This window comes from Bacillus sp. 275, assembly GCF_001999205.1.
In the GTDB taxonomy this organism is placed as follows: domain Bacteria; phylum Bacillota; class Bacilli; order Bacillales; family Bacillaceae; genus Bacillus; species Bacillus velezensis.
In genome coordinates this window covers 3,631,432-3,650,392 of record NZ_CP019626.1, presented here as the reverse complement: position 1 = coordinate 3,650,392, position 18,961 = coordinate 3,631,432, and the positions used below count along the sequence as shown (strand labels likewise).

Annotated in this window: 2 protein-coding genes; both read right to left on the bottom strand. The window is 50.3% G+C overall.

Features of this window, described 5'->3' with window-relative positions:
- Window positions 1–34 precede the first annotated feature (34 nt).
- On the bottom strand, window positions 35–6,331 hold the full coding sequence (locus BZ167_RS18015) for a type I polyketide synthase (RefSeq protein ID WP_077392166.1): 6,297 nt from the start codon (window positions 6,329–6,331) through the stop codon (window positions 35–37).
- 18 nt (window positions 6,332–6,349) lie between these two features.
- The gene (locus BZ167_RS18010) at window positions 6,350–18,937 is read right to left on the bottom strand and encodes a type I polyketide synthase (RefSeq protein ID WP_077392216.1); all 12,588 of its coding nucleotides are present in this window, start codon (window positions 18,935–18,937) and stop codon (window positions 6,350–6,352) included.
- Window positions 18,938–18,961 lie beyond the last annotated feature (24 nt).

The window sequence follows — 18,961 nt, the reverse complement described above, 5'->3', positions numbered from 1 at the left end:
CTTCCTCCATATCGACGTTCAATTTTCAGCGCAATCAGTAAGTCTTCATTTGTTTCCAAAACGTATTCGGACGGGACTTATGTGCGTTTTCATGCAGGCTTTCGGCTTTGTCCGAACGAATTGGCCGACGTTTTAATTCCTGTCTCGGCAAAGGCTTTCTAACCGGGGTATACGCCTCTTGCTCCCAAGCTTCCACTATGACATGGGCATTCGTCCCTCCGTCAGCGAAGCTGCTGACGGCGGCAATCCGCGGTGAATCCGTCCATTCACGCAGAACGTGCGAAAAATAAAACGGCGAGGCGGACAGATCGTAATGCGTCATCGGCTCTTTGCCCGAAAGGAAAGGCACACGCATTCGGCGCGAGAGCATAAGCACTGTTTTAATGAATCCGGCAATCCCTTCAGCGCATAACGGGTGTCCGATATTCGGCTTCATCGATCCCAATTCACAAGGCGCGCTGTTTTGCATACGGTAGACCGCTTCAATCGCCCTCAGTTCCAAAAGATCCGTTACTTCAGAGCCTGAACCGTTTGCTTCAATGTAGCTGATATCCTCCGCTTTTCTGCCGCTTTTGGCAAGCGCCTTGGCCATCACTTCTTTCTGCGCCTGTATATTCGGTGTGGCAGGCCCCGCGGTTCTGCCGTCATTGTTTACGGAAATGCCTTTAATGACCGCATGAATCCGGTCACCGTCTTTTACAGCCTGGGCCGCTGTTTTTAAATACACCATTCCGACGCCTTCTCCCAATACAATGCCGCCGGTGCGGCGGTCAAAAATATGAAACGCAGGCTCTTCGCTTAACAGATTGCGAAGTTCGAACATCCGGTGGGTTTGACCGGATTCCAGCAGACTGACTCCCCCGACCACCGCTGAGTCGATTTCACCGCAAGAGAGCGCCTGTATCGCCATATTCATCCCGACAAGCGCTGAAGAACAGGCCGTATCCAAAACGAGACTCGGCCCCTTCAAATCAAAAAACTGAGAAAGATTGGCCGCCAAGTAATTCGGACCGGCTGCGACTATCGGATTTTTTGCATGCTTCAGACGGTTTTCATCAGGCATACTGCCGCCGCGTCCTCCTAAATAGACACCGGCTGACCTGCCTTTCATTTCTTGTAACGAGTACCCGCTGTCTCTGAACAGATGAAGCGCCTCTTCTAATATAAGAAAGGACTGGATATCCATTGCCTTGATGTCTTCTTCGGGAATAAGGAAAAACTCCGGGTCAAAATGCGTTACATTTTGTAAAAGGCCCGCATAATCCGCCTTCTCTGTTTTCCAGCGCTCTTTCGGCACCCTTTGAATGGCTGACGTTCCTTCAGACAGCAGCTTCCAATAAGCTTCAATTGATTCAGCTCCCGGAAAACGGCAGGACATTCCGATCACAGCAATGTCTTGCGCCGCTCTAGCACCAGAAGGCTGAATAACAGCGGCTGCCGTTTGTTTGGGAACGTCCGGAATTTCAGGCTGAACCGGTTTTGAAACGGCATCTTTGATTTCGGGATATGCTGTTTCAAGCCATCCCGCCAGCGCAGCAACCGTAGGATATTCATACAGCACCGCTGGGTCAAGGTCAGCTTTGATCCTCTTTCCGATCGCTCTGGACACTTGAGCAAGCATAATGGAATTGGCTCCGTAATCTTGAAACGGTGTATCAGATTCAAATCTTGACGGCTCCAGTCTTAATTCCCGGCAGCAAATGCCCGTCAGCCACTCCTCAACGCTTTCTGTATCGGCCTGTTCCTGCTGCTTTGTTTCAGTAAGGCCGGATGAAAGCAGCAGACGGTCAGGCTCCCATTTTTCCGGGTGAATGACGGCCGGCATAATAACAGATCCGCAATCGCCTGCCATGATGGCATCAAACAGGCTCAGCCCTTCTCTGTCAGTGATGCTCTTTAAACCGCTTTTCTGATAGGCCCGGCTTTTTGATTCGCCCATACCCGTTTCTTTCCAGCTCGGCCACTGGATGCTCAGCACCGGAAAACCTTTTGCGGCCGCAAAATAATCCATATAGGCGTTAGCCATGGCATAATCGCTTTGTCCCGCTCCTAATTCCGGCATCACGCCGGACACTGAAGAAAACAGCGCAAAAAACCGGAGAGGCTCCTTGTGCAGCGCTTGATACAAAAGGTCCAGTCCGTCTGTTTTAGGTTCAAGCACGGTCATCATCTGTTCTCTCGTTTTGCGGATAAAGGCCGGATGATCGAGATCTACGGCTCCCGCTGCGTGTATCACGCCTCCAATCGGGCCCATCTTCTCTTTCACCCGGCTGACAGCCTGCTCATATTCAGGGCCGGAAGATACAGACAGCACTTCCGTTCGGACACCTTTTTGTTCGAGCTCTCTGATTCTTCTCACCTTATCGGAAAACGGGGAATTCCGTTTGATATGATCATCCCATTCCGCTTTCGGAGGCATTGTTTCTTTTCCGGTAAGCACGAGTTTCGTGACTCCGTATCGTTCGGCAAAATGCCGGGCGAATAAATATCCGAGTCCCCGGGTTCCTCCGGTGATCCAGAGCACATGGTCTTTCGGGAATGAAAATTCTTTTTCAGCTAAGCTGTTTGTTTCTTTTAACCGCGCGTGATAGCGCACACCGTTTCGGTAACACACTTCGATGTCTTCAGAATCGCGAAAAAACTCCTCTGCGATCTGGTTTGCCAGTTCAGGATCTTCGGCAGTCCGTTCTGCATCCATATGCCGCGAGCGGATATCCTTATACTCACTTTGGAGCATCCGGTACAATCCGGCCTTTTTTGCACCTGAGAGATTTATCGTTTCATTTGCAAAAGGTTCAAGCCCCTTTGTCACACAAAGCAGCTGAAGCTTTCGGCCGCGGTTTCTGTTGTCAATGAGAGACTGCAGACGATGAATCCAGCCGTCATCATGATTGATTTCCGTCCCGCATCCGGTCACATCAATCAAACCGCCGAATCGGGCCGCGTCCCCGGATATTTCCGGTGATGCAGCGTCAATGATTTCAGACTCGGGGAAATAACGGGACAGCTCAACGGCTAAATTTCCTGTCTGGTGATCAGCAGCTATTCCGATGACGCCCCGCACTTCCTTAGCCGGAACACGGCTGCTTTCTGCCCAGCTTTTCTGTAAAAAGCGGATTTCACGAAATGTTTCAGAATGTGATTCAGCATCACGAACATTGTCCGGCGCTGCATCGTCCGGCCAATACCGATCCTTTATAAATGGATAACCGGGAAGGCTGATGCGATGCGGCAGGCTGCCGTTATAAAGCTCTGACCATTCAATCTTCAGCCCTTTTACCCAAAGTTCCAGAAGCTTCGCGAATTTTTTTCTTTTCATCCATTTACGGACGGCTTCCTGCATATCTTCATCCTTAAAAACGGCTAGAATGTCTTTATACTGTTTGCTTTTTCCCCTGAAGCAGCCGTCTGTCCCGCCGTCAATAAAACGCTGCAGTTTTTCCGCTAACTGCTCTGTCGACGTCACGATAAACGCAGCACGTTCTTCCATCGCTTCTCTTCCGGTTTGAAGGGTGTAAGCCGCATCCCGGAGGCTGCGGTCTGTGACGTCATTTTTTCTGATCGCTTGAAGAAGCTGCTGCGCCCGCTGCTTCAGGCTGGCCTCCTGTTTGGCGGATAATAAAATGACTGCGGGATCTTCATCTGTGAATGGCTCATAAATCTCCCTATCAGGTTCAATATATTCTTCTATCAATATGTGGGCATTTGCCCCGCCCGCGCCAAAAGAAGAGATTCCCGCGATTCTCGGAATCTCTTTTTGCGCTCCGCTTTCCTCAATGACCGGCCGTTTCCAGTCTGCCAATTCATGCTGCACCACAAACGGCGTCCGGTCGAATGCAATATTCGGATTCAATTTTCTGCAATGTAAAGAGGGAGCCAGCTGTCGTTTTTGAAACTGAAGCAGCAGTTTCGTTACACCGGCAATGCCTGCCGCGGCTTCCAAATGCCCGATATTGGATTTAACTGAGCTGATGGCGCAAAAGCCTTTATCTGACGTTTTCGTTTGAAATGCGCGGGTCAAACCGTCAATCTCGATCGGATCTCCGAGTTCAGTACCCGTGCCGTGGGCTTCGATACAGCTGATCATCCGCGGATGTATTCCCGATTTTTCAAGCGCGCCGGAAATCACGTCAGCCTGGGCGCTCGGACTCGGCACTGTATACCCGTTTGTTCTGCCGCCGTGATTGATATGAGTGCCGCGAATCACACCGTAAATATGATCCTTATCAGCCATCGCTTTTGACAGCGGCTTTAACAGCACGGCCCCGACGCCTTCCCCGGGAACAAACCCGTCCCCGCCTTCACCGAAACTTTTGCACGTTCCGTCTTTTGAAAGCATTCGATAGGCGCTGAGCTCCGCATAAGCTGAAGGATGCGTATACACATTCACACCTCCGGCAATCGCCATCTCACATTCCCCGCGAAGGATGTTTTCACACGCTTCATGAATTGCAGTCAGCGAAGATGAGCACATCGTGTCGACCGGCATGCTCGGCCCTTTCAGATTAAGAAAATAGGAAACTCTGTTGGCCGCTGAACTGAACGACGTTTTCGGCTGCAGGGCGCCGCTGTTTTTCCAGTACATTCCGTACCCGTTTTTCGTAATGCCCGCAAAAACGCCGACCCGGCCGTTATACAGATTCTCAAGCTGTTCCTTCGTATAACCGGCATCCTCCAGCACCTGCCAGCACATTTCAATAAAGAGACGCTCCTGCGGGTCCATATTCAAAGCATCACGGGGTGAAATTTGAAAAAACAGCGGATCAAAGAAAGCGGCATCTTTCAGAAACCCGCCCCGCTTACTGTAACTTTTCCCTTCTTTCACGGCCGCTTCGGGATCAGGGTTGTAGTACTTGTCCTTTTCCCAGCGCTCTTCGGGAATTTCCGTCACACAGTCTTTTCCGGCCGCTAAGTTATCCCAGTACTCTTCAAGTGTTTCAGCTTGCGGATAACGTCCGCTGACTCCGATAATCGCAATCCCTTCTTTTGTCTGTTTCTCATTGGAAAAAGCAGGTCGTTTCTTTCGCTTGATAAACGACGGAAGCACCGGAAAATCTTCATTTGCCAAAACCTGTTCTGATATGCCTGAACGGTGCTCATCATCATTTGTCCATTTTCGGCATTCATTCGGATAATCCGTGACAAAGTGAGCTGCCAGGGATCCCAGTGTCTTATACTCATAAAAAACCGTTTTGGAAAGGTCACCGAAAAGCAGAGACAATTCGCGGTTCAATTTCGTCACAGTGACTGAGTCGATTCCGTAGGTTTCCAGCGGCTCTTCAGTGTCTATGTTGGAAACAGCAATTTTTGCAGTCAGGGCAAACAGCGTTTTGAGCTGAAGAAGCGTTTGTTCATACAAACGTTCACTGCGGTGTTCGGCATTGGTTTTTCCGGGAGCGCCCGTCTTGATGACAGGCTGCAGCTTCAACCCCGACAGGGAAGCCCATATTTTCCCTTCTTCGTCACATAAATCAACATAAAAGCTCCCCGCCTTCTCTTGTATCTCGGCCCATACCTTTTCAGGACAAGATTCATAAAACAAAAGCTCGTCCAATGAAACCGGGGCGAGCGTTTTATATTCTTTGCCGCCAAGCAGCGCGCATGCCTCTGTCACACTTTGCATCACACAGGGAGGAAGGCCGAATCGGGCGGATTCTTTTTGGTTTGTCAATGGAATTGATATGTCTGCCAGCATCCGTCCTGCTGAGGCGTAAATACGCTCAATTCCTTTCATGTGCTCACTGTATTGAACGGTATCGTTCTGAGTGATGGCTTCAATTTGCTGCTGATCCATCAGGAAGCCGCTGTTTTCCTTCAAGCGGCTGATATCCAGCATGCCGGGCGCAGCATCAACTGGCTGAATCGTCCCTTGGCTGTACACATCATGATGACTGAAATCGGCAGAAAATGGATTATAAATCTCAAACCTTTTGGCTTCACCCTCTGCGGGTATCAGCCTGATTTCGATATGGAACGGCTCAGCCTCAGTCAGAATGGGCTTTGACCACACGATATGCGTCAGCCGGACAGCCTCAGTCTCCTTTACTGTCAAAACAGCGGCAGCTCTCGCCATTTCCAAAAGAAGTTCTCCGGGCATAAGCTTTTTACGCTGTAAAGAAACATCAGCGAGAAAAAATTCCCGGCCGCTGAAAGCTGCCGAGAATCCCTGTCCCGTTTCATCGGAAATATGCTGCTGAGCAAGCGGATGAAGGGAAGCCGCTTGGCGAAGTCCCATCCGCATATCATAATCGCGCAAAATGCCGATCGCATCCTGTTTTGTCATTTTTTTATTTTTGACGTCAGAAAAAACCCGGTGCAGAAACTCTTTCATATGGTTTCCTCCATTACGCTAATCCCTGTAAAAACCGATCGTTCTTTTTACAGCGGCTTCTATGCTTATTTCGTTTTTCTCCAATTCATCAAGCAGGCGTTCATAAGTCTCAAGCGGGGACGTATCAATCTCATAAGTCTCCCGGTGCCTTATATGCTGCGCACTGTGCGGTATCCAGCAATGTGTTTTCGCAAAAGGATAGACGGGCAGGCTGACTTTTTTTGGCCTTTCATTCGGATATAATTTATTCCAGTCGACATGTAAACCTTGCACCCATAATTTTGCAAGCATTGCATACTTTCCTGCTTCAATCCATTGATCTACGGTCCCGCTCATTTCTGCGTTGTCCGTCATCTCTGTAAACAGCTGTTTCATCGCTTTGTTCCGGCCTGTAAAGAAATTCTGCCCCGTCTCCTTGCCGCTGAGGAAATCATTCAGCGCGTTCGTAAGCTCTTCTTTTGTTTCAGCAATGACGGCAAGACGCTCTTCCATTTCATCCCGGCCAAGCTGAAGCGTATAAGCGATACCCGCAAGAGCTCCGTCAGCTGAATGTGTCTTTTCCAAATATCTGCGCAGCTGTTCCGCACGTTTCTTCAGCTGTTCCGCCGTCTTTGCCGAGAGAATGAATAAGGACGGCTGAAGTTCACCGGACGTCCATTGCTTCTCTTCAACAGGAGAAACATATTCTTCGAGCACGACATGAGCATTGACACCGCCAAATCCGAACGAGCTGACACCCGCTCTCCGCGGCAGTTCATTTCCGCTATCATCAGTCGCCGCTTTCCACGGCTGAGTGTCGCGGACGAAATAAAATGGGCTGCCGTCGAGGCTGATATACGGATTAACGGTTTCACAATGCAGACTTTTCACGAGCGTTTTGTGCTGCATCTGCAAAATAATTTTTAAAAGCCCTGCCATGCCGGCGGCAAGCTCTGTGTGGCCGATATTCGTTTTGACGGAACCGATGGCGCAATGAGGCTGATCGGGCGCTGTTACTCCGGCTTTCTGATAAAGCGCTGCAAAAGCCGCTTTGAGTCCGTTGATTTCTATCGGATCTCCGAGCGCCGTTCCCGTGCCGTGGGCTTCAATATAACTCACTGTACGGGGGTCGATGTTCGCTTGCTGATACGCTTTTATCATGACTTCTGTCTGTGCTTTCGGATTCGGCGATGTAAGGGAAGCCGCCCGTCCGCCATGATTTTCCGCCGTTCCGCGAATAACGGCATAAATACGGTCGCCGTCACGTTCCGCATCGGATAATGTTTTCAAAACAATCATGCCCGCACCTTCAGCTCTGACATACCCGTCCGCTTGATCGGAAAATGTTTTGCATCGCCCGTCTTCACTGAGCATTCCCGCTTTATTAAAGCTGATATGCATATCCGGCGACACAATAGCATTGACGCCTCCTGCAATCGCGATGCCGCAGTCTCCGGCCTGAATTGCCCTGACCGCACGGTGAACAGCGACCAATGAGCTTGAACAGGCGGTTTCAATCGGTTCGCTCGGCCCATGTATATTCAGAAAATAGCTCATACGGTTCGGACCGATTGACGGAACCGTACCGGCGGCGGAAGAACCCTCAATCTCTATATGGAACTTTGAAGCTTCCTGAGCGTAACCGCTGTTTGTCGTGCCTGCAAAAATGCCTGTATTTGTACCTGACAGGCTTTTGGCAGAGCAGCCTGCATCTTCAATCGCTTTCCATACATGCATCATTAAAAGTCTTTGCTGAGGATCCATCATTTCGGCTTCATGCGGAGAAATACCGAAAAATAAAGGGTCAAATTGAGCGGTTTCATCAATGAAGCCGCCCCACTTTACATTGCTCGCATTTTTATCTTTCTGCGGATCTCCGTAATACTGTCTCCAGTCCCAGCGCTCCGGCGGTATTTCAGAAATGCAGTCCTTTTCTCCGGCTAAATTCTCCCAAAACATTTCCGGATTTTCAGCCATTGGAAATGCACAGCTGATTCCGATTATCGCCACGGGCTCAGGTGCAGCTGCGGTTTTTGTTTTAGGAAGGCGGGACGGAATCAAGAATGGCTCCGTCTTCATTTTTTTACGCACAACCGGTTTCTCCGTTTCTGCCTGTGAGCCGAATGTATCCGGATGTTCCGTCAGCAAGTATTGGGCAAAACGAAAGACTGTCGGGTATTCAAAAAATACGGCCGGTGTCAGTTCAAGCCCATACGTTTTATTTAGTTCATTTGCAAACTGCGTGAATGAAACCGAATCAAAGCCATAATCTCTCATCTCTGATTCAGCATCTATCTCGTCTTCTTTCACCTTCAGAATGCCTGATATCATATGTTTGAGTTCCGCTTGTACTTTATTCGGTATATGGACGGGCGTCTTCCTTGACACATGAATGCGATTGGACGGTTCCGGTGTTTCAGGCATCAGGTTTTTTCGAATCCGTTTTTCGTCGCCTTCTGCCACCATGACCTGGTGTTCTCCGGAGGCAAAAGCGGCGTAAAGCGCTTGGATGCCTGAGGCCGATCGCATGGCTTTCATTCCGGTCTGTTCGTACATCAGCCGTTCGGTCTCTTTGTCCACACGCATACCGCCTTCTTCCCAAAGCGGCCAGTTGACAGACAGGGTCTGCCCGCTCCGCTCGTTGTCCCGCACGAGACGGTTCCGGCGGGCTGCATAAACATCCATAAATGCGTTGGCTGCCGCATAACCGGCCTGCCCCGGATTTCCCATACCTCCCGCCAAGGAAGAAAACAGGATGAAAAAGTCCAGCCGCGCATCTTTCGCTGCTTCATCAAGATTGATAAGCCCTTTCACTTTCGGCGCCATGACGGTCTTCCGTTCGTTTTCTGTCTGGTTCAGAATGTAATTGTCAGCGATTACGCCTGCGCCGTGAATGATCCCGTCGAGTGTTCCGTGCTCCTCCTGTATGCCGCGGACGAGGGCGATGACCGCCGCCCTGTCTGTCACGTCAACCGGTTGATACAATACACGGGCACCCGACGCTTCCAAGCGCCGTAAGCGGGCGGAGCGGTCTTCATCAAGCGCTTCCGCCCTTCCCGTTAATACGAGGACGGCGTTTTTGACGCGGGAGGCTATTTCTTCAGCGAAAATCAGTCCGATGCCGCCCGCTCCCCCAGTGAGGAGGTAGACCCCTTCGTCTTTCCACGGAACGGCGCCGCTTTGAGGGGCAGGCAGGTGACGCCAGTTTCTGACGAGACGTTTGCCGGCTTCATAACGGATTTCCGCTTGTTCAGGATGCGCCCGGTTTTCTTTCAGCTTGGCAAGAAGCGCTGATGCTGACTCGCCCGGATCGGCTTGGATGACTTGGCCGTACAGCTTCGGATGTTCAAGGTGAGCCGTTTTCAGAAAAGCGGCCAGCCCCGCCAATACATTGTCTTCCCCCCTGTCGGGGACAAGAAGCTGGATCAGCGTTTTTTTCTTCTGTTTTTCTTTGATAAGACGCGTGACGATCGCTGACAGCTCCGCCGCGCAGGCGTCATAACGGTCTTCAATCGGACCTTCGCCGTCAGCCGCACATACGGCGCCGCTTATGTCCTCAGCGTTCATTCCGCCATACAGCGTCACGTATCTGAAAGACTCTTCTTGTCCGCCGCCTTCATCCGGCGGTGATTCCTGCCACTTTGGCTGAAGCAAGAGCGGTTTTTCCTCCGTTTCCTCTTCCAGAAAACGGGCGGTGAGCCCCGTCAATCGGACACATACCGCGCCGTTTTCATCACACAGCTCAATATGATAGGCGCCGTCCGCTGAGGAAAGCACCGCCCACATCGTCTCCCGGCACGCAGAAAACACCTGCATATCCTGCAGGGCAAACGGCAGAAACGGCCGTCCGGACGCGGAACCGTCTGAGAGCACGAGACCGATAGAAGCCTGAAGGGCGGCGTCCAGCATGCTCGGATGCAGGATGAACGGATCCTTTTCCTCGCGGGCGGACGGCGGAAGAGTGAGCTTTGCGAGCACTTCTCCGCTTCCGGCATAGACGGCGTCAAGCGCCTGATGCGACGGTCCGTAGGTGATGCCGAGGCTGTCGAACGCTTCATAGCACTCAGCCTTTGACAAGTGACGGCCGCCGCAGCGCGCCTGAACCGCTTCCACATCGAGTACCGGAGCACGCTCCGTCTCTTCGAGCACGGCCTTTCCCTGGAAAAAGACAAGCGGCTCTTCTCCTTCGGCATACGCTTCAAAAGCAATGTCTCCGTTTTCTTCCGGCTGAAGCTTTACATGAAGCGTCACTCCTTCAGAAAGCGCCGTCACCGGACGGAGCCAAACGATCTGTTTGAGCCTTACACCCGTTTTCCCGCCGGCCAAGTCTTCGGCGGCAAGCGTAACGGCGGCCCGGGCCATTTCTAAAGCAGCCGCGCCCGGAAGCACCGGTTTTCCATTGACGATGTGATCGGCAAAAAACGGTTCGTGTCCTGAAAAAACAGAAGTAAAGCGCTGGGCGGTAAAAGTCGATGTATTCGCATGGAGCAGCGGGTGAAGTCTGGCTGCTTTCTCACTTTTCGCTGAGCCTGTTTTGTCAAGTGACACATCAGCTTTTGTCACCCAATATCGGTCTTTGGCAAAAGGGTAGGCCGGGAGACTGATGCGGCCCGGGTTGCGCTGATAAAGAGCTGACCAATCGACGTCAAGTCCTTTAACCCAAAGGTCAAGCAGCTTTCCGTATTTCCCTTTTCTCAGCCAGGCATTTATGGTAAGCGCCATATCTTCATCAGAAGTGAGCGAAGCCGCCAATGAATGATGTTTGGCTGTCTTGCCCCGCCAGATATGAGCATGTTCGATATTATGATCGTTTGAGAAACTCATAAGCTTCATTTTCAGTTCTTCTATCGACTCGGCCGTAAATGCAAGCCGCTCAGCCATCGGTTCTCTTCCCGCCTGAAGCGTGTAAGCGATCTTGGCTAAATCCCCGTCAGAACGTTTTTTTCTTATGACATCATCCAGAAGCTGGCGGGCGCGCTCTGTCAATTGCTGCTCATTTCGCGCTGATAAAATAATAACAGCCGGTTTTTGCGGAGAAACAGACGCGTTTTCCATTGGTTTCAGGCTGTCAGACGGCACAAATTCCTGAATGATGACATGCGCGTTTGAACCTCCTGCTCCAAACGAGGAAATGCCGGCAATTCGCGGATATTCCTTCATTTCACCCGTGATATTCAAGACAGGTCGCTTCCATTCCGTTTCTTTTTGCTGTACGAAAAACGGAGTGTGCTCAAACTCAATATTCGGATTCAATTCCGCCGCATGCAATGAAGGGGCAATCCTCTTATGTTTCAATTGCAGAAGCAGTTTGGTGATCCCCGCAATCCCGGCAGCGCTTTCTAAATGTCCGATATTTGATTTAATGGAACCGATGGAACAAAACTGCCGGTCTTCTGTTGTCAGGCGAAAAGCTTTCGTTAACCCGTCGATTTCAATCGGATCACCGAGCGCAGTGCCCGTTCCGTGGGCTTCCAAGTAACTGACCGTTCTCGGGTGAATGTCTGTCCGTTTCAACGTCTCTGCGATCAGATCAAACTGCGCTTTCGGATTCGGCACCATATAAGCGTTTGTTCTTCCTGCTGCGTTCAGCATGCTTCCTTTGATAACGCCGTAAATATGATCGCCGTCTTTCTCCGCTTGAGCAAGCGGCTTTAACACAATCGCCCCTACTCCTTCACCGTCAACAAAACCGTCCGCACTGTCTCCGAAAGATTTGCATTTATCACCGGGAGACAGCATTGAAAAAGCGGACAGCCGCTCATAGTGGGCCGGATCAACGATAAGATTGACTCCGCCGGCAATCGCTGTTTCACTCATTCCGCTCCGCAGGCTTTCTGCGGCGAGATGGACAGCTGTTAAAGAAGAAGAGCATGCTGTATCCACAGCCATACTCGGCCCTTGGAAATTGAACAAAAACGATACTCTGTTTGCGATAGACCAGTCGCTGGGAACTGTCGGGTAATTGCTGTTCATCACACCGACAAAGACTCCGATTTTCCGGCTGTCACAAAGCGTGGCCGGGGTGTACCCCGCATCTTCAATGCTTGAATAAGCAGTCTGCAGAAACAACCTTTCCTGCGGATCCATCCTTTCAGCTTCCGCGGGAGATATACGGAAAAACAGCGGATCAAATGTATCAATGTCATCGAGAAAACCGCCCCATTTTGAATAAATGGACCCCCATTTTCCGCGTTCCTCGTTATAAAACGTTTTCCAGTCCCAGCGATCTTTCGGCACTTCAGTAATAGAATGCCTGCCGGCTTTTACATTTTCCCACAGCTCATCAACGTGATCGGCGCCCGGATACCGGCCTGACAGACCGATGACAGCGATATCCTGGATAGAGGGATCTCCGTTCGTCCTTTCGCCTTCCTCGTTTTGAGGAATCTTGTTTTGTTTTACATTCAGGTTATCTGTGTGATCAGACAGCTGTGCCTCACGCACACCCATCGCTTTCATAAATGCTCCCCGCTGAGAAAGAAGCAGGTAATCCGCGATTTCTTCTATCGTCTGATATTCAAAAAAGAGGGTGCTGGTCATTTGGTCAAACACGTTACGAAAGGCATTTGTGAGCCTGACGACCAGAATAGAATCCAAACCGTATGCGGTTAAGGAAACCGACGGATCCATTCTCCCGCTCGGAATCTTCAGCGTTTTTCCTATTAATTCCGTCAGATATGTGATGCCCCGTTCCCTTACGTTTGGAATCGGCGCGGCGCTTTCTGCGGGAGCCTGCACCCGTCCGGTGTTTTCGGGATGAGCCCGTCCAATCCCGAATTGCCGCTCGAGCGCTTCTTTACGGGAAGACAGAAAATAATCAGCAAGCTCATCAATGGTTTGATATTCAAAAAACAAAGTGCTGCTGACAGAACCGAAGACGTCTTTTAACGCGTTGGTCAGTCTGACGACCAGTATGGAATCCAATCCGTATGCGGTTAAAGGTTCATGGGATAAAAGACGATGCGCCGGCACTTTAAGCGCTTCGCCGATTACCTTCTTCATCAGTTCAACGCTTTTTTCTCTCAGGCTGACATGCAAAGTATCATCCGAAAGACCTTCTGCGTCATACGGACGGCGCTCCGGCTTCTCTTCTGACGCCTGTGTGAGGGCAAGCCTGACCGTTCCGTCACTTTCAGCCGCTATAATCTGCTGGCCTAAGTCGTGTGCGGCTTCAGCCGGAAACAGAGGATGGACGAATCCTTCAAGCGAAAGCGCTTCCGCCCAGCCGGCCGGATCAACCCCCGGACAGCCCGGAATCCGTAAATCATGATCCTCATACAGCCACCAGCCTTCAAGAAGGCCGAACGTCACATGGTTGAATATGGTGCGGCTGTTGATCTCATTTATAAACAGCTGGCCGTTTTTTTGCAGCATTGCTTTCGCATGGCGCAGCGTAGAGCGGATATTTTTTGTCGCATGAAGCACATTGGTCGCGATCACTGCGTCATACGTGCCGATGTCCGGCGCTTCTGCTGATACCGGCTGCTCAGCGTTGAATATTTTATAAGTGACATAAGGATATTCCGGACCGAATATGTCTTCTGCATGTAAGAGAAATGCTTTAGAAATATCCGTGAAACAATATTCGGCAATATGCGCTTCATACGGTTTCAATTTTCTCATGACCGCAGCGCTCGTCCCGCCCGTTCCGGCTCCGATTTCTAAAATGCGGATTTTCACCTGCGGATCTTTTTCCAGACGTTCCTTCAAAACTGCAATCAATGTGTCAGCAAGCTTGTCATTGAAAAAATCAGAAATGATATTATTGCGGTAAATGCCTTCCACAAGACGGAAGGAGGAGTCAGGGAACATCACTTCCGTTGCCGGAAGCTTACCGGTTAAAATGTCTGGAAGCACACGCAATGTCTCTTCTGCCAATCTGACATGCGCCCTCATGTCTTTCTGGCGCAGCCAAGTCTCTTTTTTCCGCTCCCATTCCTCCCACACCTGCCCTAAATCCGTTTTTTCCGGAGCAAACGCTAATTTATTCAGGAGGACAAAGCTCTCTTTCAGCCATCTGCTGTATTGTTCCGTTATGCCGGCAGCGGATTGAAATAACGGCAAAGCCTGATCAAGCCCGGCTCCCATCTCATAAAGGGTTGATACAAGCATTTTTTCAATAAGGGATTCCATCTCTCTCATGCAGCTCATGACACTTGAAGCTTTTAACCGTTCAGCTTCGTCATTCTGCGTGATGTTAACCGTTAATTGTCCGAGTGCGGAAGGAATCTTTTCCGGATAAACCGTTACTTGTTCATTCAGATCGTCTTTCATAAAAACCGGATCTGTCGTTTTGATCAGCGCCAGCTGGTCATGGGGTCCGGAAAGCAGGGTTTCCAGCGTTTTCATCGCTTCGGGCGCCTCAATAGAAGCGATTCCGTCCCGCTCCATCCGTTTCCGGTATTGTTCTGAAGCGACAACGCCGACACTTCCCCAAAAGCCCCAATTGACAACTTTTACGGCATACGGCGCTTTCTGTGAGATCCGCTTAGCAAAAGCGTCTTTAAACGTGCACCCGGCGGCATAATTGCTCTGTCCCGGCGCTTTTTGAAACGACATCATCGAAGAGAAAAACAGCAAGAAATCCAGGGGCTCCCCCTCAGCTACCCGGGCAATCTGCAAGCTGACATCAGTTTTTGCAGAAAGTGACGCGCGGAACTGATCCTCTTCCATATTGGCAAAACTTCGGTCTGATAACACGATGGCGGAATGGATGATTCCGCGGACCTTTCCATTTTCCTTCACAATGGTGTCATATGCCCGTTTGAGAGAGTCATAATCGGCAGCATCCGCGCTGAAATATTGCGGTGCGGAACCTAAAGCCGCAAGTCTTTTCAGCTTTCTTTCAATCTGTGTATCTTTTTTCCGTCTCCCGATCCAGATAATTTTCGCCTGATAGGTCTGAATCATATATTCAGTCCATACTTCTCCTATTCCGCCTGCTCCGCCGATAATCACATAAACCCCGCCGTGCCGGTATAATGAAGGCTTAGCTGCATGAGGCCGGCAGACGGCCAATTGCTGGCGGTGCCACTGACCTGCACGAAAGACCCACGGATTTCCCTCGGGGTCCGACGGTAAAGAGAAGACATCGGGAAGATGCCGGTCTCCCCTTTGAGATTCCAAATCAAGAAGCCGGATGCTCCAATTGCTGTATTCTTTTGCGAGCGACCCCGCTAATCCGTGTATGCTTGCATGACTCGGATTAACCTCATCATGTTCATGAATCGGCTGTGCTTGAAACGTGCAGATTGTCAATGATAGTTGTTCCGTGTCAAAATTCAGAAGCAGAAGCGCTTTTACCAGCCGGAAAAGCTGCATGACCCCGTGCTCCTGTCCCTCGGCCGTATCCGCATCATAAACGGATGGAATGGGATGATCCGGCGCCGCCCATATCATGTGTTGAAAAGAGCCTTGCGCTTTCATTGTTTCAGCCATTTGTTCCGCGCTGTCCAAAGAAGTGATGTCCGGAAAACGGACATCGGAATACATCTCTTTCAAAGCCTGCTGAAAATCCGGCCCGGCCCCGATGACGATTATTTTTTCTTCACGCATGAAAGACATGCCGGTTTCCGGAATGGTGACGGTGTTCCAAACCGGTGTCATAAGCAATTCCGTTTCACGGCTTGTCTTCGGCGTGACGCCGGCTTTTTGGTTAAACCCGGCGCTTTCCTGCACCTCTTTTATGATAAAATCTTTCACTGCCGCCAACAGCACGCCGCGCTCATCACAAATATGCAGATCAAATTGGTGAACGGAGGCCGCTTTTACCTCTGCATGCACAAATACGGTTTTCGCTAACGGTTCAAGCAGCTGTATTTCTCCGAAGGAAAACGGTACGATAAGCGCAGGCTCTTTTTGAAATTGCAGCACATGCGCCATTGCGGTTTGAACAGCGCCATCCATTAAGGACGGATGTAGGATATACTGTTTAAAATCGGCTTCCAAGTGTGACGGGAGCGTTAATTTGGCCAGTGCTTTCCTTTCTGTATAAGAGAATTCGCGGATGACCTGAAAACTGTCCTTTTGCACGATTCCCGCCTCAGAGAACGAGTGATAGATGTCTTTCGGCTCCGTTCTCTGCTCAAATGGCGCCGGGAGCTGAAAGGCCGGGGCCTCAAAAGACGCCCCTTTTTCTTTACAAATCACTTCTCCTTGCGAAAAGAGAGCGCCGTCCGCTCCTTTTTCTTTAATGACATAGCTTATACGCTCTTTTTCTGCTTCAAACTCTATCATGACGGATGTTGGGTCTGTCCCTGTCACAATCGGCTCCATGTACCACACACTTTGAAGAGAGACGACCGGGCGTTCTCCCCACAATCCCGCGCCGTATGCCGCCATTTCCAGATGACAGACTCCGGGAAGCACATATTTTTCGTTCACTAAATGATCTTTAAAGAAATATTCATCCTTGGAAAATATCTTTTGAAACGTCCCTTTCCGGGCGGATGAAATATTCTCATCAAGCAGAGGATGCAGCGCTTCACGCCTTTTGATATTTTGGGGCTTTTTTGTATACCGCTTTTTTTGATCGGTCAGCCAGGACGTTTCCTTTAAAAACGGATACGTAGGAAGCGGAACTTTCTGATACGGCGTTTCCGGCTTTTTGCAACCTTGAAGGCCTTTCACCCACAGCGCGGCAAATTTCTCAGGATCTGAAACGGATTGGCCTGAAACGTCCGGACGCCCGGGTGACGCTTTTCCGAAGTACATATACCTGCCGTCGCTGTGACCGCTTACAAATCCGTCCAATCGCCGTTTCAGCTCAGAAAGGGATGATGCAATGACAGCAAGCCGGAAGGAGAAAGGCTCTCTGCCTGACAATAAGGTGGCAGCGATATTTTCCAGACTGTATCCGCCGGCAGAAGGCAGGTTTTCCAATCGGGCAAGAAAAGAGCTTAATTTCCCGGCATATTCTTTCAGCTGCTGTTCGGAATGTGCGCTTAATACGACGGCATGCGGTTTTTGCTCAGTATTCCCGTCCGCTTGCCGTTTTGGCTGATAAGCACCTACGATCAGATGGGCATTAGAGCCTCCTGCGCCGAATGAACTGATTGCGGCGATTCTCGGTTTATCTCCTTCAGCCGGCCACGGCCGGTTGTTTCGGACGACATAAAATGGCGAATCAGAAAAAGAAATCTTGCGGTTCAGTTCCTCGGAGTGCAGACTGGCGGGAAGCGTTTCATGTTTCATGCTTAAAAGCACCTTGATTAAACCGGCGATCCCTGCAGCCGCTTCCAAATGTCCGATATTGGATTTCACCGAGCCGATTCCGCAGTCATTTTTCTCATCGGTCTGTTTATCAAATGCCATAGACAGGCCGCGTATCTCAATCGGATCGCCGAGTGCCGTGCCGGTTCCGTGAGCTTCAATGTAGCTGATATCCGCCGGACTTACCGCGGCTCTGTTTAGAGCGGATAAAATCAGGTCCCGGTGCGCTTCCGGATTCGGCACCGTATACCCGGTCGTTTTGCCGCCGTGGTTAGTGGCGGACCCCTTAATGACACCGTAGATGTGGTCTTTATCCGCAATCGCTTTTTTCAATGGTTTTAACAAAACGGCTCCCGCGCCTTCGCCGGGCACGTAACCGTCTCCGCCTTCACCGAAACTGCGGCATTTTCCTTCAGAAGACAGAAAATGCGATTGGCTTAAAAACATGTATTTTTGCGGATGTAAGCTGAGGTTGACGCCTCCGGCCAGCGCCATTTCACAGTCGCCCGACATAATGGCCTGACAAGCCTGATGGACGGCGACAAGCGATGAAGAACACGCCGTATCAACAGCGATGCTCGGGCCATGGAGATCAAGGAAATAAGAAACCCGGTTCGGAATGCCCCAATATAAGGAGCCGGGGCCTTTGTACTGATCTTTGAGGAAACCTTCTTCGTGTGCAATTAATGAATATTCATTCCAGGTCACTCCGGCGAATACACCGATTTGATCCGTCGGCCTCGCCGCCGGGTTCCCGTAACCGGCATCCTCCATCGCTTCCCAGCAGCACGTGACATACAATTTTTGCTGGGGGTCCATTAAATCAGCTTCCCACGGGGAAACAGAAAAAAACAGCGGGTCAAATTGATCCGGATGATCAATAAAACCTCCCCATTTACTGTATGACGCGTATTCTGCCGTTTTCTCTTCCGAGTAATAAGAGCTGTCCCATCTGTCCTCTGGGATTTCGGAGACACAATCTTTATTTTCCATTAAATTGTCCCAAAAATCATGCTGGTTTTCCGCTTTCGGAAACATCCCGCTCATTCCGATAACCGCAATATCAGAGCTCCCGTCCGTTGCCGGTTCAGGCACCTTTTCAGCCGCCTGTACGGGAAGCAATTCTTCTTCCTGCGGGCTTCCCGTATCAGGCTCCGTTTCTTTGAATTCAAGAACGCTTTCGGGATTTCGTTTCTGCGCACTTAAAAACTCACTCAATTTCTCAATGTTCGGATATTCAAACAGCAGCGTTTCAGAAAGGCCGGTAAACTCTTTATGCAATATGGTCATGATTTCTTCACTGATGAGAGACGTCACGCCAAGAGTAAAAAAAGCGGTTTTATCTTCCGCTTCGGTTACCTCGGCACCCAGCTTTTCCGCTATTACCGTTCTTAAAAATTCGTTAATACATTTCATAGGATACCATCCCTTGTACAAAAG

Bases quoted from the DNA above. Each gene is read 5' to 3' on its own strand.
- BZ167_RS18015 (WP_077392166.1), bottom strand. From the start codon at position 6,331: ATGAAAGAGTTTCTGCACCGGGTTTTTTCTGACGTCAAAAATAAAAAA.
- BZ167_RS18010 (WP_077392216.1), bottom strand. From the start codon at position 18,937: ATGAAATGTATTAACGAATTTTTAAGAACGGTAATAGCGGAAAAGCTG.